Source organism: Ruminococcus sp. (genome assembly GCF_016287535.1).
In the GTDB taxonomy this organism is placed as follows: Bacteria; Bacillota; Clostridia; order Oscillospirales; family Ruminococcaceae; genus Ruminococcus.
The window spans coordinates 25,501-46,295 of sequence record NZ_JAEFAJ010000016.1 but is presented as its reverse complement, the minus strand read 5'-3'; the positions used below and the strand labels follow the sequence as shown (position 1 = coordinate 46,295).

The window sequence follows — 20,795 nt, the reverse complement described above, 5'->3', positions numbered from 1 at the left end:
GATTATTGATTATTCCTCGGTCTCTGCCGCAACTGCTGCTGCGATCTCTTCAGCTGTTTCGGCTTTTTCCTCTGTCTCCTCTTCCTCTGTCTCGTCGTCAAAGGTCTCAGGCATAGAGGAAATGAGTTCGAGGTGGCTCTTGTACATATCGAACAGGCTCTTCTTGAAGTCTGCTACCTGCTGCTGAGCTTCAATGAGAGCTTCCTTTTCCTTTGCGATCTCCTCGCGGTTCTTCTCCATAGCCTCAGCGTGCTGACGTACAGCCTCGTCCTCCAGTGCGTCTGCCTTAGCCTGAGCCTCAGCGATGATCTTCTCAGCCTTCTCGTTTGCTTCGTTGAGCACCTGATGGCCCTGCTTCTGAGCGCCGAGGAGAGCGTCCTTGAGAGCGTCCTCATCTCTCATATACTCTCTTACCTTGTCTGCGAGCACCTGTATCTTGCTGTTTGCCTCAGAGCGCTCGCGCTCCATTTCGTCCAGCTCAGCCTCCAGCTGATTGAGGAACTCGTCTATCTCCTCCTGCTTATATCCAAAAGCTGCTTTTTCAAATCTTTTGTTTCTGACGTCTTTTGAAGTTATCATTTCAATTCACCTCTAAATATATTTTTTAAGGATAATGTGTATGCGGTCTTTCTTTGTATGACCGTTTATTTCAGAAAGTACAAATCTTCCGTAGCCCCTAATTGACAATACATCTCCGCCCCTGAGTTCATGGGAGACTGATGAAACCGGCAGATGATTTACCTCTGCCCTGTCAGCGCGGATAAGTGCCGCAGCCTTTTCCCTGCTTATCTTCGCGGCAAGTCCGACAACACAGTCGAGCCGCAGCGAAGCCACTGTTCCGCTTATTTCCTGAAACTTCTGAGCGTTTTCGAGTATAAACGGCTTATCGCCGGAGATTTTCACTCCGACCCTGCCTATTTTGGATATGCTCCCGCTTATGATCTTTGCAGCCACCTCTGTGGCAAATGCCTGTGCGGTACCCTCGGTGACAACGATATCTCCTATGACATCGCGCTTCAGCTGCAGCCCCATGAAAGAGCCGAGGAAGTCCCTGTGAGAGAGCCTGTCCTCCTCCCTGTAGGCAAAGGTAAGGCAGACAAAGGGGAAATCCTCAAGGATATAGTCCTCGCAATAATCCGGATATACCGCCAGCATCCTGCGTCTTGCGTCATCATAGCCTCCCCACAGTCTGTACCTGAGGCTGCCTGTATTCCTTGCGCACCACGCTTCTGCCTCCGCGCACTGTCTTTCATCGAAAAAGGACGAGAACACGGGTGCTCCGTCCCTTTCACAGAGTGATACCATGTCCCTGAGCCTTGCGGCAAAGAGCTTATCCGTCGGATCGTTCATCAGATGAATACGCCGTTGTTCTCCAGCTCGCCTACGAGATCCTCACCGATAAATCCAACATTGTAGGGAGTTATGATATATGTGAGGTTAGCGACAGGCTTGAGGCTTCCGCCGTTTGCGTAAGCAACGCCTACGAGGAAGTCGATGATCCTTCTCTTGTTTTCGGGCGAAGCCGTCTCAAGGTTGAGTACAACTGTCTTCTTTGCGATAAGGTGATCTGCGATCTGCTTTGCGTCTGTGAAAGCAGAAGGCTTTACCAGCACCACCTGAAGCTGTGCTGTTGTCTGTATATTAACTACTTTATTTCTTCTTTCCCTGCTCATTCCGCCGCTGATTCCGCCTTCATTTACGGGAGCATCGTCCATAGCGGCTGATGAGAAACCGCTTCTTTCGCCGCGTTCGTGACGAACCGGAACATCTGCGTCAAAATCGTCGTCCTCTTCAGCAAAGAAAAATTCCTTAATGTTCTCAAAAAGTTTCATCTTAATACTCCTTCTCCGCATTATATATATTTTTATCTCTCTTCACAGGATCAATGCGGAGTATCCCGTGTTGATATACGGCTTTCCGCCGGGAGTTACTTTGAATAGTCTCTTGCGCCGAACAGTCCCGTGCCTATACGCACCAGTGTTGAACCGTATCTTATCGCTTCGGCGTAATCGTGAGTCATGCCCATTGAGAGTATATCCATACCGCTGTACTCCGAGGAGATACTGTCATACAGCTCCTTCATCCTTCCGAGGAAGATATCGCTGTCTGACGGCGGAGGTATGGTCATAAGACCTCTTATGCGCACTCCTTCAAGCTCTGAGAGACCGCTGATAAGCTCTTTCAGTCCTGAGGGAGCGATACCGCTCTTGGAGTCCTCCCCGCCTATATTCACCTCGCAGAGAATATCCATCACCCTGCCGTTCCTGACGGCGAGGCGGCTTATCTCCTGTCCGAGCTTCAGGCTGTCAACGGACTGTATCATGCTTACAGTATTTATGATATATTTTACTTTATTTGTCTGTAAATGACCTATGAACTGGACCTCTGCCGACTTGTCGTAGAAGTCAGCCTTTGAGAGATACTCCTGCACCCTGTTCTCGCCGAGAAGGTCGATACCAAGCTTCACAGCATGGTTTACCGCCTCCGGAGCAACTGTCTTTGTAACAGCCATTATGCGGATCTCGTCGCCGGGACTGCGGTACTTCTCCTTAGCCTCGGCGCATCTCTCTTTTATTATGCGCAGGTTCTCGTCGATATAAGCGAGATCGTCATTTTTCATTGTCCTCGACCTCCTCTATAAGTATATCATCATAAAGCGCAAGGTAATCATCGTCGTTTTTCTGAGCTGAGAGAACGTAATCGCTTCCCTCGTAGATAACGTCTATTTTCTTGAAGAGTATCTGTTCGCCCTTGCGGATATATACTCCTTTGCATTTTGAGGTCCTGGCGGTGACATTGCCTTTTCCGTCGTCCTCCGTAGTGGTGACGTCGGCGAAGCGGATCGCTTCACGGGGCACCTTGAGTCCCGTATTGTCGCCATTGCCTTTTATGAGCTCGACAATCTCGGCTCTGTGCTGAACAAGCTCATAATTGAACTTGTCACAGGATATTATAATAATGCTCTTATCCTTTTTTTCGTCGCGGATATCATATATCACGGCAGGATAGCTCTCAGCCGACGAATCGAACCTCAGCCTTACATTATCACCGATAGCGTATTCCTTTCTGGAGTTATCGGCAACAAGCGCAAGATACCAGCCATAGCCGTCTATAAGCTTGCCGACGACGTTGGGGGCAGTGGACTTTCTGTCGGTAATGCCCTCGATCATGGAAACAGTGAGCTTGTCCAGATCCTTCGTGCTCAGCTTGTCCTCGTATCCGTCGATATAGCTTACGAAATAAGCAGAACGGGGGGATATTATCTCCTCGCCCGGAAGGACAGTCTTTGCATTGAGCTTTTCTATTTCCGCCTTTATATCGGATATCTTCTGATCGAAGCCCTGTACCTTCTCGGTAATGATCTGATAGGTACTGAGCTGGATAAGGAAATCGTCCTTTATCTCGTTCAGTTCCTCAAGCCTGCCCATATCCCTGTAGTAGATAAGGCTGCGGTAGCTGTCGTCTATGCTTTCGGAAAGGCTTGCGGGCTGAGCTGATTCAAGAGTACCGGGATTCTGTATTTTCTCAAGGATACTCAGTTCCCTTTCAAGATTGGCCTTTTCGCGCTTTATGCTCAGCTGTTCGTCATCAAGGTAAGCCTCTGCGATAACGGTGCCGTTGCCGACTTTTCCGCCGTCCGACACGTTGTAGCTGAGAACGCCGTTTCCGCTGTAAAGCTGTATCTCCTCGTCCCTGATGAACACGCCCTTGTACTCCTTTGACGAAGTTGCCGTAGCCATAAGAGCGGAGACAGTATCGCTTTCCCTGTTGCGGAAATTATAGACTATGCTTATAAAAACGATCAGAAGCAGCACCAGTACAACATTTCTCAGCAATTTGACCATGAAGCTGCCGTCCGACTTGGAAAATCCCATTCAGATCACCTTTAGTCGTTCTTTTCAGAAGCGTCCAGGATAGAAACCGATCTTGCGGGGATTATCGTCGAGATAGCGTGCTTGTAAACGAGCTGCTGCTTTCCGTCGCAATCGAAGATCGCAACATAGCTGTCAAAGCCTCTTACCATTCCCTTGAACTGGAAACCGTTGGTAAGTATGATAGTTACCATGATCTTGTCTTTTCTGCACTGATTGAGGAAAACGTCCTGCAGATTGATTGTTTTGTTCATACACATTACTCCTATCAATATTTGTTTCAGTGTAAAGCACTGCGGGTAAAAATTTTTGCCAAATAAGCCGCGCAGAAATACACACAGTACATTATAACACATTTACAAGTATTTGGCTATACTTTTTTTGCATTTTTCTAATATTTCATTATTTTTATTAAATCTGTCCAAAAAAAGCCACTCTATACGGGCGTTTTTACGGAACCACGTCAGTTGGCGCTTGGCATAATGCCGCGTTTCCTGTTTGATGAGGTCGATACAGTCAGAAAGCTCTGCTTTTCCCTCAAAAAACGGGATAAGCTCCTTGTAGCCTATAGCATTGGCGGCAGTTTTCATGCCGCTTTCCTGCCATAGCTGACGAGCCTCTTCCACAAGCCCTGCCTTCACCATTTCATCCACCCTGAGGTCGATACGTTCGTAAAGCTTCTGCCTGTCATCAAAATTCAGCCCTATAATAAGGGAATTGTACGGGCTTTCCACCATTCTGCTCTCACGTTTGAGTTCGCTGAATTTTCTGCCGGTGACGTGACAGACCTCCAGTGCCCGTACTACACGCACAAGATTGTTCGGGTGTATCCCCTCAGCGGCTTCGCTGTCCAGCTCCGCAAGACGCGCGTGGAGAGCCTCGTTTCCGTTCTCACGGGCAAATGCGTACAGTTCCTCACGGTAAGCCTCATCGCTGCCGCCCTCGGAGAATTTCACGTTCTCAAGGAGAGAGTCGATGTAAAGTCCCGTGCCGCCTACGATTATGGGCAATTTTCCACGGGAGAGGATATCCTGTATCTTCTCGTTTGCAAGCTGTACATAGTCGGCTGCACTGAAGCTCACGTCCCTGTCGAGGAAGCCCATGAGGTGATGGGATATCCCCTGCTTTTCAGCTTCCGCCGGCTTTGCCGAAGCTATATCCATACCCTTGTATATCTGCATGGAATCGGCGGAGATGACCTCTCCGCCGTATATCTTTGCAAGCTCAACGCCCAGCCATGTCTTGCCGGAGGCGGTAGGTCCCACCACCGCAAGCACGAAGGGCTTTTTACTCTTTTCGTTCATCGTTTCTCCTTACGTTCTTCCGAACTGATGTGAGATATTGCTCTTGGTCATGGTGAACATCACAGGTCTGCCGTGAGGGCAGTGACGTATCCTCTCGTCGAAGTATACCTGCTCCGCAAGGGACTGCAGCTCCGCGATGTCGTTTTTGTCGTTGCCCTTTATTGCCGATTTGCAGGCAACTGTATGGAGCATATCGTCCAGCATATGAGACTGCGGATCGTGACTGTACATACGGAGATTATTGGCTATCTCGGAGATTATATCCTCCATGTCAAGCTCCATTATGAAGGTGGGAACAGCCGTCGCTACCACGCACGGCTTATCGGAAAAGTCAAAGGCAAATCCCAGATCTTCAAGAAGCTCCTTGTTTGTTTCAAGAGCGCTGAATTCGTCCCCCGTAAGGAGGACTTTCACTCCGGTCAGGAGCTGCTGGCTGTACTGACGGCAGTTGCGGCTCTTTAAGCGCTCGAAGATTATACGCTCGTGGGCGGCGTGCTTGTCTATCATTATCATGGTATCCCCGCCCACCTCGGCAACTATGTAAAGTCCGAAGGCTTCGCCGATCACACGTATCTTAGGCTTTTCCGTCCATACCGACTCCTTTGGAGCCTCCGGCTCCGCAGGCTTCGGCGCAGTAGCCGCCGCAAAGGACTGCTGTGTGATATAGCTGAATCCCTCGACTGCCTTTGCGGGCTCAGGCTCTTTCTCAGGTTCGGGAGCTTTTACAGGCTCCGGAGCTTTTTCCGCTTTCCTTTCATATACGGGAACCTGCTGCTGTACCGGCTCCGGCTGACTGTAGGCAGGGCTGGGAGTTATATCCGCAGTAACAGGCGGTTCCTCCCTGACCGGTTCGGGAGCTGTATACACAGGGACAGGAGCTTCTGAAAGCTTCTTCTCGACCTCATCAATCTTGTCAACAGGAGTGAAAAGGAACTCCTGCTGCTTTATCTCCTCCGGCTCCGGAGCAGCCTTTGTCCAGTCGGCGTGGGGCTTCAGCTCGAATTCGTATATGAGCCCGTCCTTCATCATGGCGTTCTTCACCGCAAAATATATAGCGTCAGAAACGGATTTCTCGTTCGTAAAGCGCACCTCAGCCTTTGTAGGGTGGATATTCACGTCCATAGCATTTGGCGCAAGGTCGATGAGAAGTATGCAGGCAGGGAATTTCCCCGTCATTATCATGTTGGTATATGCGTTTTCGAGAGCAGCCGAGCACAGCCGTGAACGGACATATCTTCCGTTCACGAAGAAGTTCTGGAATGCGCGGTTTGTCTTGGAGTAAAGGGGCTTTATCACAAAACCGCCCACGTGTACCCCCTCATACTCATAGTCTACAGGCATGAGGTCACGGGCAAAGTCGCGTCCGTACACTGCGTATATCGCTGAAAACAGCTCACCATCGCCGCTGGAGTTGAACTCCGTGCGGTTGTCGCGTATGAACCTGAAAGCGATGTCAGGGTGAGACATGGCTATCTTCTGAAGTATAGTACTCACCGCATTTCCCTCGGTAACGTCCTTTTTCATGAACTTCCGTCTTGCGGGAACATTGTAGAACAGGTCGCGTATGACCACGGTAGTACCGTCGGGGCAGCCGCTCTCCTCATGGGACTTTTCAGTGCTTCCCTCGATAGTGTAAAGAGTTCCGTAGAGCTGTTCGCGCTGCTTGGTCATTATCTCCACACGTGAGACAGCAGCCACGGAGGCAAGAGCTTCTCCGCGGAATCCGAGGGTGAGGATATTTTCAAGATCCTCCTTGGCGCTTATTTTACTGGTGGCATGACGAAGAAACGCCTTCGGAACGTCGTCAAAGGACATTCCGCAGCCGTCATCGGTAACACGCATATACGTGGTTCCGCCGTTCTTTATCTCGACGGTTATGTGCGATGCTCCCGAATCTATGGAATTCTCCACAAGCTCCTTTATAACGGAGGAGGGGCGCTCGATGACCTCGCCTGCAGCGATCAGTTCTGATATTTCCTTGCTCAGCACGTTTATGGACGGCATTTGTTTACTTCCTTTCTGAATGGAACGCAGTTCAGACCAGCTTTACCCAGTTGGGCGTGAGTATCACGCCGCCGTATGCGATATGCTCGGCAGTATAATCAGCTGTGTCCATATGTCCGAACCGCTTTTCGGATACTATGGCAAATGGACAGGCAGAGGGCAGCGCACCGTCTCTTATATCCTCATCGGGAACAATCCCCTCACCAAGTTCAAGTTCTGTCTGCAGAGTGCGTGTCTTGGGAAGTATCCACAGCTTTGACGCTATCTCCTTCAGCTTGTCAACAGCTTCCTTTTTGTAGGTCTTTGGGTCTATTGCGACCTCATCCTCAGGTATGAGGAGAGTGAAGGTATATTCACCGCGTATAGGCTCCTCGTTCATAATGAAGCCGCGTATCTCGGAAAATCCGCCGGCGCTGAAATACATCTGCTTGTAGTCGTTGGAGGAATCCTCGTCATAGCCCAGTTCAAAATCGTCCTCAAGCTTTTTCTGGTTCCAGTCCATGATGTCCTCTAAGGTCTCGTTTTCAGCATTGTAGGCGCCACCTTTGAATTCGAGCCCTGCGTGCTTTATATAAGCGCACAGCTCCTTCATATTGTCAAAATCCAGCTCTGCGCGGCTGAATTCCATTATCATCGAAAAGTATGCGGGCATATTGTTCACCTCTGTTAATTTTATATGTATTTCAGAGAACGCCTTTACTTGCAAGACGTTCCCTCTTTCAAAACAGTCCGCCGGACTGTTTTGAAATTCACCCTTTGGAAACCATCCATAGGTCCAGCGATTTTATTGAAGAACATTCAGCATATCGCTTAGGAGCTCACGGCACTCGCTGTCCGTAAGCTCGTCTATATTGGTCTTTTCAAGCATTTCAAGTGCCGCCTCACGACCGAGGCTGCCGAAGCTTATCTGCCCCGACTCCTCCCGTACCACAGCAGGGCGCTCCGAGGCATGAGCCTTTTCCATTTCCTCAAGAAGCTCTCTCGCCCTTGCGACCACCTTCGTGGGAAGTCCCGCAAGCTTCGCAACGTCAACGCCGTAGCTCTCGTCCACTCCGCCGCGGACTATCTTTCGCAGGAAGCGGATAGTGCCGCCGTGCTTGTTCACGGCGATGCTGTAGTTCTTAACGCCCTCAAGCTCGTTTTCAAGCCCTATAAGCTCATGGTAATGGGTAGCGAAGAGGGTCTTGCAGCCCAGCTTCTTGGAGCTGCATATATACTCCGCGACCGCACGGGCTATGCTCACTCCGTCAAATGTGGAGGTACCTCTTCCCACCTCGTCAAGTATTACAAGGCTGTTTGGAGTGGCATTTTTAAGTATGTCCGAAACCTCGCTCATTTCCACCATGAACGTGGACTGTCCGGCAGTAAGGTCGTCGGAAGCTCCCACACGGGTGAATATCTTGTCCACCACGGATATTTTAGCTGAATCAGCAGGCACAAAACTGCCTGTCTGCGCCATGAGGACTATCAGGGCAGCCTGTCTCATATACGTGGACTTACCGGACATATTCGGTCCGGTGATTATGGACATACGGTCTGCCTTGTTGTCGATATGCAGGTCATTTGGCACGAACATCTCGTCCGTGAGCATGAGCTCCACAACAGGGTGGCGTCCTGCCTTTATGTCAATTGAGCCGTCAATGGTGATATCCGGCTTTACGTACTGATTTCTCAGCGCTACGTCCGCAAAGGAACAGAGCACGTCCACCGCAGCCACAGCGGAGGCGGTCTTCTGTACGGCTTCAAGCTTTGTGGCAAGGAAATCACGTACCTCTGCGAATATATCCGCTTCAAGGGAGAGAGCCTTGTCCTTGGCACCGAGTATAGCGTTCTCAGCGTTTTTAAGCTCTTCGGTTATAAAGCGCTCGGCGTTGGCAAGAGTCTGCTTGCGTATCCAGCCCTCAGGGATAAGGTCGTAATAAGAACGTGTTACTTCAAGGTAGTAGCCGAACACACGGTTGAAGCCTATCTTCAGGTTCTTGATGCCTGTGGCTTCCTTTTCGCGCTGCTCTATCTCGTCGATAATGCCTCTTCCGTTGTTCATTATGTGTCTCAGATCGTCAAGCTCCTTGTTGAAGCCCTCCTTTATCACGCCGCCGTCCTTTACGGATATTGGCGGCTCGTCCATAATGGCGTTCTCCACAAGGTTCACAAGCTCGTCAAGAGTGGATATCTCGCTGTTGTAACGTGCAAGTAGCTTTGAATCGCCCAGCTTTTCCAGCTCCTGCTTTATCAGAGGAAGCTGCATCGCCGTAGCGGAAAGGGATTTCAGGTCGCGGGGATTCGCGCTCTTGTACATGACCTTTGTCATAAGGCGTTCAAGGTCGTATACTCTGTCCAGCAGAGCCGCAAGGTCTGAAAGTACAACGCTCTTTCTGTAGAGAGCCTCCACAGCGTCAAGGCGCTCGATTATCCTTGCGGGGCTCTTCAGGGGCTGCTCCAGCCAGCTTTTCAGGAGCCTCCGTCCCATAGAGGTCTTTGTGGAATCAAGCACCCACAGCAGAGAGCCCTTCTTCTCCTTGCTGCGGAGAGTTTCTGTGAGCTCAAGATTACGCCTTGCGTTCAGGTCAAGTCCCATGAATGAGTCGCCGCTGAGTATCTCGATAGCCGTAAATCTCGATACTGAGGATTTCTGAGTGTCGTTTATGTAATCGAAAAGGCCGCATACCGCCGCACAGTCCGCTCCGTCCTCGCTTATGCCAAGCTCAGCCACCGACTTCACGCCGAACACCGCCGCAGCCATATCCCTGCGGACCGATGGAGTAAAGCAGATGGTATCACGGAGAGTTACTGCGCAGTTGAGCCGCACCTTCACAAATTCAGCAACAGTTTTAAGTGAAAGGAAATTCTGAGGAAAAATTATCTCCGCAGGCTGACAGCGTGAAAGCTCGTTGATGACTTCTGCTTCAAGGTCTTTGCCCTCAAAAAAGCTGAGAGCAGCTTTTCCTGTTGAGAGGTCAGCTGAAGCCACGCCGCAGGTCTTATTCTCCTCGTCGTAGAAGATACTGCATATATAGTTATTGCTGCCGTCGTCCAGCATACTGCTCTCAGTCAGAGTACCGGGAGTAACAACACGGATAACGTCGCGTACTACTATACCCTTGGTCTCGGCAGGATCGGTGAGCTGCTCGCATACAGCCACCTTAAAGCCCATATCTATGAGCCTTTTTATATACATATCCGCCGCATGATAGGGTACTCCGCACATGGGAGCTCTCTCCTCAAGTCCGCAGTCCCTGCCTGTCAGGGTCAGCTCAAGAGCCTTTGACACGACCACAGCGTCGTCAAAGAACATCTCGTAGAAGTCGCCGAGGCGGAAGAACAGGATACAGTCCTTATACTTGTCCTTGACCTCGAAGTACTGCTGCATCATGGGGGATATTTTACTTCTGTCGATTTCCATTGGTATGATACTCCTTTCAGACTTATGCACTGAGTGCGTAAATGACCGCGATCACCATCAACGCGATAAAAACTAACGCTCCAATAACTGCTAATATTATTTTCGTTGAATCCTTAGGCTCACTATAGAGATCACCGAGCTCGGTATTTATGCCGTTCCGGCGTGCCCAGCTCACCAGCGCCGCACAGTTTTCGTCCTTCATGCTGACTCGGAGTATTCGCCTTCCCCCGGAGTATATCTCCACATTTCTGCTGGGAGCTCCGTATACCCTGTCTATCTGTCCGCAGTCGTAGCTTTTGCCGCCGATCCGGATACTTCTGCCGTTTACGCGGGCTCTTACCGTACCTTTCATGACATTTGCGTAAACGCAGGCTGCCACTAAACCTATTAGCGTTATACAGAGAATGATAACTGTTACCGTATTGCCTTCTCTTTTATATTGTCCAAGAAACCTGAGACACAGAACGAATGGAATAAATAATGAAGCATTATAGCTTGCCGCCGTTGTCCATGACGTCTTTACCGCAAAATTATCGGAAGTCTCACGGACCGTATCCTCGCAGAAAGCGTCTATGACCTCATTGAAGCTCTGCTCGTCTATGCTGTTGATACGCTGCTGTTCATCGTTGAACATTGATCCCATAAGAAAGACCTCCTCTCATCAGCTGTTGTATGTTACATTTCACCGTGACCGAAATACACCTTATATGCCCATATTAATAAATAATCAAAAAGATACTTGATATTATCTCTTTTCTTTCTGTCTTTTTTTACTGCTTCTTTTGTGGTATCAATGATCGGTACATGATAATACCGCATCCATCTGATCATTTCATACCTGCCTTCGCATATAGGTGAAACTTTTATCAGTTCTTTTTCGCCGTACATTATTTTTAAGTCTTCCATATCGTTGATCATCAGCCTGATATCATCGCTGTAGTGATACTCTTTGCCCTTTATTTCGAAAGTGCCGTCCACAAACTCCACTACTGACTTTTTGGCATTTAAACACGAATAGCACATACAAATCAAACCCAAAGCAAACAGAATGACAACAGCGCCGAAATAGTATTTGTCAAACTTATCATTAGCCAACATATCCACTATGCCAAATACCGAAAATAAAATGAATAAGAAAGGTACAAAATTATTTATTTTCTTATCCTCCGCCGACTGCTTCAGAACAAATTTCTTTTGAGGCGGCTGAATAAACTCATCAGGTTGATCCAAAAATGATTTCAGACTATCGGCAGAGATATTCAGAAATTCATAATACAGATCATCTTGTTTTTTCATGATTTATCAGTGACAGCCGCCGCAGGAAGCGCAGCTTCCTGTGCAGCCGGATTCCGGTATCTGACAGGTGTCCGGATCCTCACCGTTCGCGCACATACTGATTATCTGCTGAATATTTGACACCAGACTTTCAAGAGCCTGCTGTGCTCCGGAAAATACTACCATCTTTGGATTCTTCATTACCTTCTGGTATACTGCTTTCAGCTCTGTATCAAGTTCCTTTATCCTGTCGGAATCGTGATCCTCAGCGCTCATGGCAGTACCGAGATTTATGCGGAGGTCCTCAAAATGAGCAATATCCTCCTGAAGCTCCTTGTCCTCATCATTAGCCTGCTTTGCAAGCATATAAGCGATGTATCTGTCGTCCTGCTGAATAGCCTTTCCAAGCTCTCTTGTCATTTCCATAATATCCATTTCTTTCTTCTCCTTAGATCATTTTTAGTCTTATCATATTTTGCAGCCAGGGGCAGGCTGATATTCGCACCGCCGCCCCGGACCGCACAAAATTCTGTTTCCACAAGTAAACTCAGATACAGTAATCAAAGTAGGCGCCTTTGATCTCCTCAGTGGTACCGTCTGCGTGATAGAACCATGAGGTTGCTCCACTGTCAGGATCTGACTGGTACACATCTGCGTAATCCATATACTGTATTCCCTTTTCGTCGAATATCTCCTTATAACTGTCAAAACTATCAAAGTTGAACGTATAGGCCTCCTTTGATTTTTTCAGGACGCCGTTCTCCATTTTCATATATTCAAAGCAGCCTGAGCCCATGTGTCCCCACGCCATTACCAGATCTCCCGTATCCTTTTCGTAAGCAAAGGTAATATGACCGCCTCCGACCATACCGAGATCCTTGATCTCTCCCTCGCTGTCGAGAGTGAATACGTTCACCTCAAAATCAGCCTCGCAGGTGCCGCGCTGGAATATAAGCTCAGGTATGCCGTCTGCGTCAAGGTCGCGGAAACCATAACATATACTTGCAAGACCGTCGTGTTCTTTCGCTACTCTTTCAAACTCCGATTTTATAAAGCCCTGATATATAGCAGGATACATATCCTGTATGCCGCCTGCTGACACGTTTGCCTCATGTGTAGTAGCCGGAGCTGTTTCCGTATCGGCTGTTGCAGTCAAAGCCTCCGTGGAGGTAGTTACATTCCCTGTTGTGATATCCTCAGCCGCGGTCGTGGTCTCTGCCGTAGTTGTGACTTTCGTCGCTGTGGTATCATTATTTCCGTTTCCGTTGTCTGTTGTGTTCTGACAGCCTGTCAGCACTGCGGCTGAAAGGCATAAAATTGTGATTGCTTTTTTCATTTTGATGAATCCCTTTCTGTTATTTTTCCCGTTACCGCCCAGTTCATAGCGCCTGTTATCTCAACGTCCACGAACTGCCCGATAAGGGAGTCTGCTCCTTCAAATTCCACTATTATGAACTCGCTGCTCTTTCCGGTCAGCCAGCCCTCCTTTTTCTTTGATACATCGTCAACGAGTACACGCATAGTCCTTCCGATGAAGCGTTTGTAGTGCTCCGTGGATACCTCTCTCTGCACCTCAAGCAGCTCTCTCATTCGTCTGCCCTTTTCCTCCTCGGAGGTGCTGTCCGGCATTTCCGCCGCTCTGGTACCGGAGCGCTTCGAATATATAAACGAATAAAGATTGTCATATCGGACATTTTTCACAAGACTCAGTGTCGCTCGGAAATCCTCGTCGGTCTCGTCGGGAAAGCCCACGATAAGATCGGTGGTAAGCGAAAAATCAGGATCCCTGCTGCGGATATAGTCCACTATCCCAAGGTAATCCTCTATGGTGTACCGTCGGTTCATTCGGGCAAGCACCTCGCTGCTGCCGCTCTGTACCGGCAGATGCAGATGCTTTGCCACCTTTTCGCAGTCGAATATGGCGTCTATCAGCTCCCGTGAAGCGTCCTTGGGGTGAGAGGACATAAAGCGTATCCAGAAATCGCCCTCTATTTTATTAAGCTCTCGCAGGAGCTGCGGAAAGCTGATATCTCCGCCAAGGTCTTTGCCGTAGGAGTTGACGTTCTGTCCGAGGAGCATTATCTCCTTGTAGCCCTCACTGACAAGCTGCCTTACCTCGGATATAATATCCTCCGGGCGGCGGCTCCGCTCACGTCCGCGGACATAGGGCACTATGCAGTAGGTGCAGAAGTTGTTGCAGCCGAACATTACAGGCACAGATGCCTTGAAGCTGCTGCCGCGAACCTGCTCGACAGTTTCGGAAAAATCGTCATACTCGGTTATATCCGCCGAGAAGCCCGATCCTTTAAGAGTTTCAAGCAGCAGATCGGGAAGAGCGCTTATCGCTGACGTTCCCATTACGAAATCCACCTGCGGATAGGACTTCTTTATTTTTTCAGCCACATGGCTCTGAGCGGTCATGCAGCCGGCTATACCGATAATGAGCGACGGTTTCAGCTCCTTCAGCTTCTTCATGCTGCCCACTATGCCGTAAACACGGTCCTCCGCGTTCTCACGCACCGCACAGGTATTGAGTATTATCAGATCTGCTTCATGCTCGTTCTCCGTGAAGGAGTAGCCCATTTTTTTCAGCAGTCCCTGTATCTTTTCACCGTCCGAAACATTCAGCTGACAGCCGAAGCTTCTGACATAGGCCCGTCGGGTATTGCTGCCCAATAAGCCGTTTATTTCACTTATAACTGCGGTATTGTCCTTCAATTCGCAGAACCTCGCCTTCCAAAAATCCTGTAATAAATAATTATACCATATAATACATTATAATGCAAGTGCGGATTTGCTAAAGAATGTCCGGCAAAAAAATAAGAAGAAATTTTCATTTTTCAATACATTTTTAAGAAATTTATGGTATAATGTATAATGTAAAGGTGTAAATCATTACACTCAGGGAAAGGAGTCTGAAACATGAAAAAGAACAGAAAAACAGCCGCACTGCTGTTTTCGGCATTTTTTATAGCTTTATCGCTGTTTTCCTGCAACGAAAAACAGCAGGCGGCCAATGCAGGTGAGCTTAAAGTCACATTTTTTGATGTCGGAAAGGCTGACGCGATACTGCTTCAGTCAGAGACCGCCAATGTGGTCATAGACTGCGGTGAAAAGGGCGACGGAAAAAAGATAAGCAAGCTTCTTGAGGCAAGCGACGCTGACACCATAGACTACCTCATTATCACTCACTTCGACAGGGACCACGTGGGCGGAGCTGCAAAGCTTATAAGAGGCTTTGACGTAAAAAACGTGCTTACTCCCAACTATGACGGCACATCCGAGGAATATGAAAAATACAAGAGCGCTCTTGCGGAAAAGTCAATAACTCCAATGAAGCTGACCGAGGACATTTCCTTCACTCTTGACGGTATAGACTATACTGTCTATGCTCCGAAAAACGACTTCTACGGCAATAATGACAGTGATGAGAACAACTTCTCCCTCGTCACAAAGGTGGTACATAACAAGAATACCCTGCTTTTCACCGGTGACGCTATGGAGCAGCGCCTCAGCGAGATAATGGACATCGGTACCTGTACTCTGCTGAAAGTTCCGTATCACGGCAGAAAGCTTGACAATATCACCGATTTTCTCAGCGCCGTGAAACCTAAATGCGCTGTAGTATGCACTTCCACAAACGAGTTCTCCGGCAAGGTGCAGGACGCTCTCAAAAAAATCGGAGCGACTACCTACGCCACCTGCTTCAACGGCGATATAACCGCCGTAAGCAACGGTAATACCATAGAAATGTCGGTGGAGAAGGGCTCGGCACTGTAATAACATACTCCCGTGAGGACGTTCCGTTCAGGGACGTCCTCTTTTTGTATGTGGAATTATTCACTGCGAGTGTTGCATTTTTTCACATAGTGTGTTATAATAGATTGTAAGTGTGCATTTTCGGCAGTTACAGGTACTGCCGGCACAAATAATTATTATGAAAAGAGGAAAACAAATGCCTGCAAATATTGTAGTCGGAACTCAATGGGGAGACGAAGGAAAAGGCAAGATCATAGATATCCTTGCTTCCCGTGCAGATGTTGTAGTCCGTTCACAGGGCGGAAACAACGCAGGTCACACAGTTGTAAATAACGGTGAGGTCTACAAGCTCCACCTTGTACCATCGGGTATCCTTTACCCGAATGCCCTCAACCTTATCGGTGCAGGTGTCGTTCTTGACCCCAAGGACTTCATCGGCGAGCTTGACAACCTTGAATCAAGAGGTATAAAGACTCTCGGCCACTTAAAGGTTGACCCCCGCGCCCAGATCGTTATGCCGTGGCATATCGCTCTCGACGGTCTCTCCGAGGCTTTCCGCGGCGGCAAGGACATCGGTACTACAAAAAGAGGCATAGGACCTACATATATGGATAAATACGAGCGCTGCGGAATCCGTATGTACGACCTCGTTCACCCAGAGGTACTGGCTGAGAAGATACAGTCCACAGGAAAGCTCAAAAACGAGATAATCACCAAGGTATACGGCGGTGAGGCATTCGATCTCGGCGCTGTTACAAAGGAATATACAGAGTACGGAAAGAGACTTCTCCCCTACATGGACGACGTTTCGGTACTCACCTTTGAAGCTCACAAGGCAGGCAAGACCATAATGTTCGAGGGCGCACAGGCTACTCTCCTCGACATCGACTTCGGTACATACCCCTACGTTACCTCCTCACATCCGCTCTCAGCAGGCGTATGCGTAGGCACAGGCGTAGGTCCCAAGGTAATAACAAATATCATCGGTGTTGCAAAGGCTTATACCACCCGTGTGGGCAAGGGTCCCTTCCCCACAGAGCTTGATGACGCTACAGGCGATCAGATCAGAAACGTAGGCGGAGAGTTCGGTACTACCACAGGCAGACCGAGAAGAACAGGCTGGTTCGACGCTGTTATAGTACGTCACTCCGTAAGAGTCAACGGTCTTGACAGCCTTGCTATCAACAAACTTGACACTCTCGCAAATATAGATACTCTCAAAATGTGCGTAGCTTACAAAAAGCCCGACGGCAGCGTTATAAAGGAATTCCCGCCGACACTGGAGGAGCTTGAAGGCTGCGAGCCCATATACGAGGAGTTCCCCGGCTTCACCGAGGATATATCCAAGTGCAGGAGCTTTGACGAGCTTCCCGCAAACTGCAGGAGCTATATAGCACGTCTTGAAGAGCTGGTAGGCTGCCATGTAAGCATGGTGGGTATCGGTCCTGACAGAGCACAGATACTTGAAAGATAAATAATATGCGTTCAGCCGCTTCGGCGGCTGTTTGCTTATAATAATCAGGGGGGATTATTTATGAAGATAAAAGCAAGGCTTACCGCCGCGGCTGTTGCGGCAGCGCTGTGCGTAAGCGCGGCAGCTCCGGTATACGCGGCAGCAGACTCCGCCGTGGTATACGATGATCAGGGGAACGTCTCATTCTCAATGGAGGTAAACGAAAACGCTCCGCGTTTTTATGACATTGACGCAGCGGCTGAATACGTAAAAGCACAGCTCAAACAGCGCGTCAGTGAGTTCGACCTTTTAGTCACAGGCTGGGCGCCTGAAAACGACAATGACGACGTCACAGACCATATCAGCGAAAAGCTGATAACTATAACCGACGACCCGACGGAGGGTCTGTACCTTTCTCTTACAGCCAACATCACCTGCGGCTGCCTTTATCCGTCAGAAGGAGCCTATGCCAAGTATGCTGTAAAATACTACACCACTCCTGAGGAAGAGGATGAAGTCACAGCAGCCGTTGCAAAGCTGAAGGAGGCTCCGGAATATCTTGCAGTAAAGGATTCTGACGTTTACGACAGGATACTCTGGGCTTACGATACGGTCGCAGACAATATGGATATCTACGATAACCTTTCGGACAACGCCTACAGCACAGCTTACAGTGCCGTGATAAAGAAAACGGCAAACGAGTCCGGACAGGTGCATTTCCTTATAAGGCTGCTTCAGGAGATCGGGATACAGCCGATGCTGTACCTTACCAATCTGTCAAGCTATTCAGATGAAGCTATAGGCTGTCATCTGCTTGTTCTGGCGCAGATAGGCGAAAAATACTATTTCCTCGACCCGATATGGGATCACATGATGGGCGAAAACAAGCACCGTTTCTTCCTCAGGGGTTACTCAGACCTTGACAGCAGCAACGAAGGCAAGGAAGAATTCACTCATGTCCACCTCTTCCAGATGATCTTCGATATCCCTTTGGATGAGGTAATGCAGGACTCTGAAATAGCACGCACATCCTATGTTAAACCGGCTCCCGCAAGCTATAAGGACGGCGATGTCAACGGTGACGGTGAAATAAACGCTGTTGACGCTTCTCTTATACTTAAAGAATATACACTTCTTTCAGGCGACACACATACCGGAAACTTCAGCGAGGCTCAGAGCAGAGCCGCCGATATCGACGAAAACAATCTTGTCGATGCCGTTGACGCTTCCCGTATTCTCTCATATTACGCCTATGTTTCAACGATCAGCGAAGGAACTTCCCCGGAAAGCATAAAGGACCATGCAGTAAAATAAGCTCTTTCGCAAAAGGAGGTCTTAATGTGAAATTACCATTTAAAGCCGCTGCTCTGCTGTCGGCTGCGGTACTTGCATTTGCAGCTCTGCCGCCGTTCTCTGCAGCTGCTGCGCAATTATCCGTACCGGAGATATCCGGAGAATATGTATTATCTTCCGAAAGCGAAGCGATACAGCAGCTAAGGCAGTCACTGAAAGATCATTCCGAAAGCGTTGAAATTGTTTTACCCGATAACGGCGAAGAACCCAAGGAAAAAAGCTACCAGCTGCTGTACGGTGCATTTGACGAGACCGGGAAAGGCACTGAGGGCGATTATCTCAGATTTTCCATACAGGGCTTCAAGTGCAGTATCTCCAAGGAAAACAATGAACGGCATTTTCTCTACAGCTTCAGATACTACACCACTCAGGAGGAGGAAGCCGAGCTCACCGAAAAGCTCGATGAGCTCATGAGTTCCCAGAACTTCGACGGCATAAGCGGAAATTACAACAAGATCCGCAGTATCTACCAGTATATCACTTCCAGCGTGGAATATTCGGAAAATGAAGAGGATCCGTATGCCTTTACCGCTTACAGCGCCCTTCTCAGAGGCACTGCGGTATGTCAGGGAGTCACTCAGCTGCTGTACCGTATGTACAACGACTGCGGTATACCATGCAGGATCATTGCCGGAGAGACTGTTTCGGTAAGCGGTTCCAACAGAGGGAACCATGTGTGGCTTATAGTAAAGCTGGACGAACAGTATTATTACCTTGACCCCACATGGGATATGAAGTTCGGAGGTAAATCCTTCTATTACTTCCTCAAGGGCTCAAACGATCTCGATTCGGCTGCGCCGAGACTTCAGCATATAGCAACAAACGCGGATCAGAAGACCTTTCCGGACTATGCTTCGGAGGAATTTGCCGCTGCTTATCCGATAGCAAAGGAAGCATACAAGGCTCCCGAATACAGTCAGGGCGACATAAACGGCGACAAGCTTATAAACGCTGTAGACGCTTCACTGATACTTGCCGAATACGCCCGCAGCTCCACCGGCTGCTTCAGCTCGTTCAGCACATCTCAGTCAGGTTATGCGGACGTTGACAGCAACGGTATCATAGACGCGGTTGATGCTTCCATAGTCCTTTCATATTACACACAGATATCAAACGGCTCAGATATATCCCTGTCCGACTTTATAAAAAATTTAGACCGAGGTGTTTATTATGTATGATGAAAAGAACCCCGCAGGCGGTATGCCGGAGGAAATAGACTATACTCCGGACAACGCAAGAAAAGGCGCTCCGCAGGGCGTGTCCGCACCTGTCCTTGACGACTTCGGATACGTTGCTCCTTCCGCAAAAAAGGACGGTCCTACCGGAGTATCCGCGCCTGTCCTTGACGATATGAGCTCCTATACTCAGGGAACTGAGAAAAAGGGCGCTCCTACAGGTGTCTCGGCACCAGTTCTCGACGACGGGATGCAGTACCGGAACGAAACCGGCAAAAAAGGTGCTCCAACCGGAGTTTCCGCGCCGGTGCTCGATGAAGGCGCTCCGTACATCCACGAAAAGCTCGTCCTCACAGATGATGACATAATAAACGGTCTCACACCGGAACTGAAAGCCCGCTTTGACGCACTCCCTGCTGACAAGCAGCAGCAGATAATCGACATGAGAAGAACTCAGCTCGGCGCTGTTGCACCGCCTGAGGATATAAAAGCTCCGGTACTTGACGAGGACAACTATACTCCCCCTCCGAAAAAAGAGGAGCCAAAACAGCCTGAGGCTCCCATAACTGCTCCTGTACTCGACGATGAGCCGGAGCCGCCTAAGTATCAGCCCAAATACGTTGACGAGGACCTTGAAAGAGCAAAGGCAGAGGCTTCAAAAAAAGCTGTATCCGCTCAGCTCGTCTCAGAGCCCAAGGACTCGGAAGCAAGCCGCCGTATGATGCTTGAACTGAAAGAACAGGCACGTCAGCAGCAGGCTCACAAGGGATTTATAATAGTTTCGGTGCTCGCTTTGCTCGGAGTTATCGCAGCTGTAATGTTCTATTTATTCTATTCCGGAGCTGCAATGTTCAGCTATACGGGAGAGCTTGGCGGAATAAAGGAGACAGTTCAGCAGTCAGCTATTTATATAGCAGCTATAGTCGGAGTGCTTTCCCTGTCACTTATTGCAGGTATGAGCGGTCTCAAGTCGCTTACATCAGTCGTAATGCTGCTGTTCGGTATAGTGCAGATAGTACCCGGAATAATGATGATATCGCAGCACGAGGGAAATACTGTCCTTAAAATAGTATTTTATGCTGTTCCGCTCATAATCGCGTGGGTCATCTTTTTCCTGCTTGCAGGCAGCGAAGATGTCGGACAGTTCTACAATAAAAAGAAATAAGCAAAAGGGCTGACATAAATGTCAGCCCTTTG

At 49.0% G+C, this 20,795-nt stretch carries 20 protein-coding genes; 5 read left to right on the top strand and 15 right to left on the bottom strand.

The window, feature by feature from the left end:
- Positions 1 to 9: 9 nt before the first annotated feature.
- From QZZ36_RS07720 to miaB, 15 genes are all read right to left on the bottom strand, one after another.
- Positions 10 to 579 (bottom strand): DivIVA domain-containing protein, encoded by a 570-nt coding sequence (locus QZZ36_RS07720; RefSeq protein WP_295079465.1) that lies wholly within the window; start codon positions 577 to 579, stop codon positions 10 to 12.
- A gap of 12 nt (positions 580 to 591) precedes the next feature.
- Positions 592 to 1,350: a YlmH/Sll1252 family protein gene (locus QZZ36_RS07715; protein ID WP_295079462.1), complete on the bottom strand. Its 759-nt coding sequence runs from the start codon at positions 1,348 to 1,350 to the stop codon at positions 592 to 594.
- The gene (locus QZZ36_RS07710; RefSeq protein WP_295079459.1) at positions 1,350 to 1,832 is read right to left on the bottom strand and encodes a cell division protein SepF; all 483 of its coding nucleotides are present in this window, start codon (positions 1,830 to 1,832) and stop codon (positions 1,350 to 1,352) included. Before QZZ36_RS07710 ends, QZZ36_RS07715 begins: the two co-directional genes overlap by 1 nt.
- Positions 1,833 to 1,927: 95 nt before the next feature.
- On the bottom strand, positions 1,928 to 2,620 hold the full coding sequence (locus tag QZZ36_RS07705; protein ID WP_295079455.1) for a YggS family pyridoxal phosphate-dependent enzyme: 693 nt from the start codon (positions 2,618 to 2,620) through the stop codon (positions 1,928 to 1,930).
- The gene (locus QZZ36_RS07700) at positions 2,610 to 3,875 is read right to left on the bottom strand and encodes an HlyD family efflux transporter periplasmic adaptor subunit (RefSeq protein ID WP_295079451.1); all 1,266 of its coding nucleotides are present in this window, start codon (positions 3,873 to 3,875) and stop codon (positions 2,610 to 2,612) included. The genes QZZ36_RS07705 and QZZ36_RS07700 overlap by 11 nt, the downstream gene beginning before the upstream one ends.
- Before the next feature lie 11 nt (positions 3,876 to 3,886).
- Entirely contained in the window at positions 3,887 to 4,126 is a 240-nt protein-coding gene (hfq, locus tag QZZ36_RS07695) for an RNA chaperone Hfq (protein ID WP_295079446.1), read from the bottom strand.
- A gap of 102 nt (positions 4,127 to 4,228) precedes the next feature.
- Positions 4,229 to 5,176, bottom strand: a complete 948-nt coding sequence (gene miaA / locus QZZ36_RS07690; RefSeq protein ID WP_295079441.1) for a tRNA (adenosine(37)-N6)-dimethylallyltransferase MiaA — start codon at positions 5,174 to 5,176, stop codon at positions 4,229 to 4,231.
- Positions 5,177 to 5,185: 9 nt separating this feature from the next.
- Positions 5,186 to 7,180, bottom strand: coding sequence for a DNA mismatch repair endonuclease MutL (mutL, locus tag QZZ36_RS07685; RefSeq protein WP_295079438.1), 1,995 nt, complete (start codon positions 7,178 to 7,180; stop codon positions 5,186 to 5,188).
- 31 nt (positions 7,181 to 7,211) lie between these two features.
- The gene (locus tag QZZ36_RS07680; RefSeq protein ID WP_295079435.1) at positions 7,212 to 7,832 is read right to left on the bottom strand and encodes a hypothetical protein; all 621 of its coding nucleotides are present in this window, start codon (positions 7,830 to 7,832) and stop codon (positions 7,212 to 7,214) included.
- A 132-nt stretch (positions 7,833 to 7,964) separates the two neighbouring features.
- Entirely contained in the window at positions 7,965 to 10,583 is a 2,619-nt protein-coding gene (gene mutS, locus QZZ36_RS07675; protein ID WP_295079432.1) for a DNA mismatch repair protein MutS, read from the bottom strand.
- Positions 10,584 to 10,605: 22 nt separating this feature from the next.
- Positions 10,606 to 11,226 (bottom strand): hypothetical protein, encoded by a 621-nt coding sequence (locus QZZ36_RS07670; RefSeq protein WP_295079429.1) that lies wholly within the window; start codon positions 11,224 to 11,226, stop codon positions 10,606 to 10,608.
- A 32-nt stretch (positions 11,227 to 11,258) separates the two neighbouring features.
- Positions 11,259 to 11,879: a hypothetical protein gene (locus QZZ36_RS07665; protein ID WP_295079426.1), complete on the bottom strand. Its 621-nt coding sequence runs from the start codon at positions 11,877 to 11,879 to the stop codon at positions 11,259 to 11,261.
- Between the two features lie 6 nt (positions 11,880 to 11,885).
- Entirely contained in the window at positions 11,886 to 12,293 is a 408-nt protein-coding gene (locus QZZ36_RS07660) for a YlbF family regulator (protein ID WP_295079422.1), read from the bottom strand.
- Between the two features lie 112 nt (positions 12,294 to 12,405).
- Positions 12,406 to 13,194, bottom strand: a complete 789-nt coding sequence (locus QZZ36_RS07655) for a hypothetical protein (protein WP_295079419.1) — start codon at positions 13,192 to 13,194, stop codon at positions 12,406 to 12,408.
- Positions 13,191 to 14,576: a tRNA (N6-isopentenyl adenosine(37)-C2)-methylthiotransferase MiaB gene (gene miaB / locus QZZ36_RS07650; protein ID WP_295079416.1), complete on the bottom strand. Its 1,386-nt coding sequence runs from the start codon at positions 14,574 to 14,576 to the stop codon at positions 13,191 to 13,193. Before miaB ends, QZZ36_RS07655 begins: the two co-directional genes overlap by 4 nt.
- A gap of 204 nt (positions 14,577 to 14,780) precedes the next feature.
- Here miaB and QZZ36_RS07645 point away from each other — a divergent pair, with 204 nt between their 5' ends.
- The 5 genes from QZZ36_RS07645 to QZZ36_RS07625 all read left to right on the top strand — a co-directional run bounded on the left by QZZ36_RS07645 (position 14,781) and on the right by QZZ36_RS07625 (position 20,763).
- Positions 14,781 to 15,638, top strand: coding sequence for an MBL fold metallo-hydrolase (locus QZZ36_RS07645; protein WP_295079411.1), 858 nt, complete (start codon positions 14,781 to 14,783; stop codon positions 15,636 to 15,638).
- A 175-nt stretch (positions 15,639 to 15,813) separates the two neighbouring features.
- Entirely contained in the window at positions 15,814 to 17,091 is a 1,278-nt protein-coding gene (locus QZZ36_RS07640; protein ID WP_295079408.1) for an adenylosuccinate synthase, read from the top strand.
- Positions 17,092 to 17,151: 60 nt separating this feature from the next.
- Positions 17,152 to 18,384: a dockerin type I domain-containing protein gene (locus tag QZZ36_RS07635; protein WP_295079405.1), complete on the top strand. Its 1,233-nt coding sequence runs from the start codon at positions 17,152 to 17,154 to the stop codon at positions 18,382 to 18,384.
- Between the two features lie 26 nt (positions 18,385 to 18,410).
- Positions 18,411 to 19,601 carry a transglutaminase domain-containing protein gene (locus QZZ36_RS07630; protein ID WP_295079401.1) on the top strand — a complete coding sequence of 397 codons (1,191 nt, stop codon included), beginning with the start codon at positions 18,411 to 18,413 and terminating at the stop codon, positions 19,599 to 19,601.
- Positions 19,594 to 20,763 (top strand): DUF308 domain-containing protein, encoded by a 1,170-nt coding sequence (locus QZZ36_RS07625; protein ID WP_295079398.1) that lies wholly within the window; start codon positions 19,594 to 19,596, stop codon positions 20,761 to 20,763. The genes QZZ36_RS07630 and QZZ36_RS07625 overlap by 8 nt, the downstream gene beginning before the upstream one ends.
- Positions 20,764 to 20,795: the final 32 nt, after the last annotated feature.

Bases quoted from the DNA above. Each gene is read 5' to 3' on its own strand.
- QZZ36_RS07720 (WP_295079465.1), bottom strand. From the start codon at position 579: ATGATAACTTCAAAAGACGTCAGAAACAAAAGATTTGAAAAAGCAGCT.
- QZZ36_RS07715 (WP_295079462.1), bottom strand. From the start codon at position 1,350: ATGAACGATCCGACGGATAAGCTCTTTGCCGCAAGGCTCAGGGACATG.
- QZZ36_RS07710 (WP_295079459.1), bottom strand. From the start codon at position 1,832: ATGAAACTTTTTGAGAACATTAAGGAATTTTTCTTTGCTGAAGAGGAC.
- QZZ36_RS07705 (WP_295079455.1), bottom strand. From the start codon at position 2,620: ATGAAAAATGACGATCTCGCTTATATCGACGAGAACCTGCGCATAATA.
- QZZ36_RS07700 (WP_295079451.1), bottom strand. From the start codon at position 3,875: ATGGGATTTTCCAAGTCGGACGGCAGCTTCATGGTCAAATTGCTGAGA.
- hfq (WP_295079446.1), bottom strand. From the start codon at position 4,126: ATGAACAAAACAATCAATCTGCAGGACGTTTTCCTCAATCAGTGCAGA.
- miaA (WP_295079441.1), bottom strand. From the start codon at position 5,176: ATGAACGAAAAGAGTAAAAAGCCCTTCGTGCTTGCGGTGGTGGGACCT.
- mutL (WP_295079438.1), bottom strand. From the start codon at position 7,180: ATGCCGTCCATAAACGTGCTGAGCAAGGAAATATCAGAACTGATCGCT.
- QZZ36_RS07680 (WP_295079435.1), bottom strand. From the start codon at position 7,832: ATGCCCGCATACTTTTCGATGATAATGGAATTCAGCCGCGCAGAGCTG.
- mutS (WP_295079432.1), bottom strand. From the start codon at position 10,583: ATGGAAATCGACAGAAGTAAAATATCCCCCATGATGCAGCAGTACTTC.
- QZZ36_RS07670 (WP_295079429.1), bottom strand. From the start codon at position 11,226: ATGGGATCAATGTTCAACGATGAACAGCAGCGTATCAACAGCATAGAC.
- QZZ36_RS07665 (WP_295079426.1), bottom strand. From the start codon at position 11,879: ATGAAAAAACAAGATGATCTGTATTATGAATTTCTGAATATCTCTGCC.
- QZZ36_RS07660 (WP_295079422.1), bottom strand. From the start codon at position 12,293: ATGGATATTATGGAAATGACAAGAGAGCTTGGAAAGGCTATTCAGCAG.
- QZZ36_RS07655 (WP_295079419.1), bottom strand. From the start codon at position 13,194: ATGAAAAAAGCAATCACAATTTTATGCCTTTCAGCCGCAGTGCTGACA.
- QZZ36_RS07645 (WP_295079411.1), top strand. From the start codon at position 14,781: ATGAAAAAGAACAGAAAAACAGCCGCACTGCTGTTTTCGGCATTTTTT.
- QZZ36_RS07640 (WP_295079408.1), top strand. From the start codon at position 15,814: ATGCCTGCAAATATTGTAGTCGGAACTCAATGGGGAGACGAAGGAAAA.
- QZZ36_RS07635 (WP_295079405.1), top strand. From the start codon at position 17,152: ATGAAGATAAAAGCAAGGCTTACCGCCGCGGCTGTTGCGGCAGCGCTG.
- QZZ36_RS07625 (WP_295079398.1), top strand. From the start codon at position 19,594: ATGTATGATGAAAAGAACCCCGCAGGCGGTATGCCGGAGGAAATAGAC.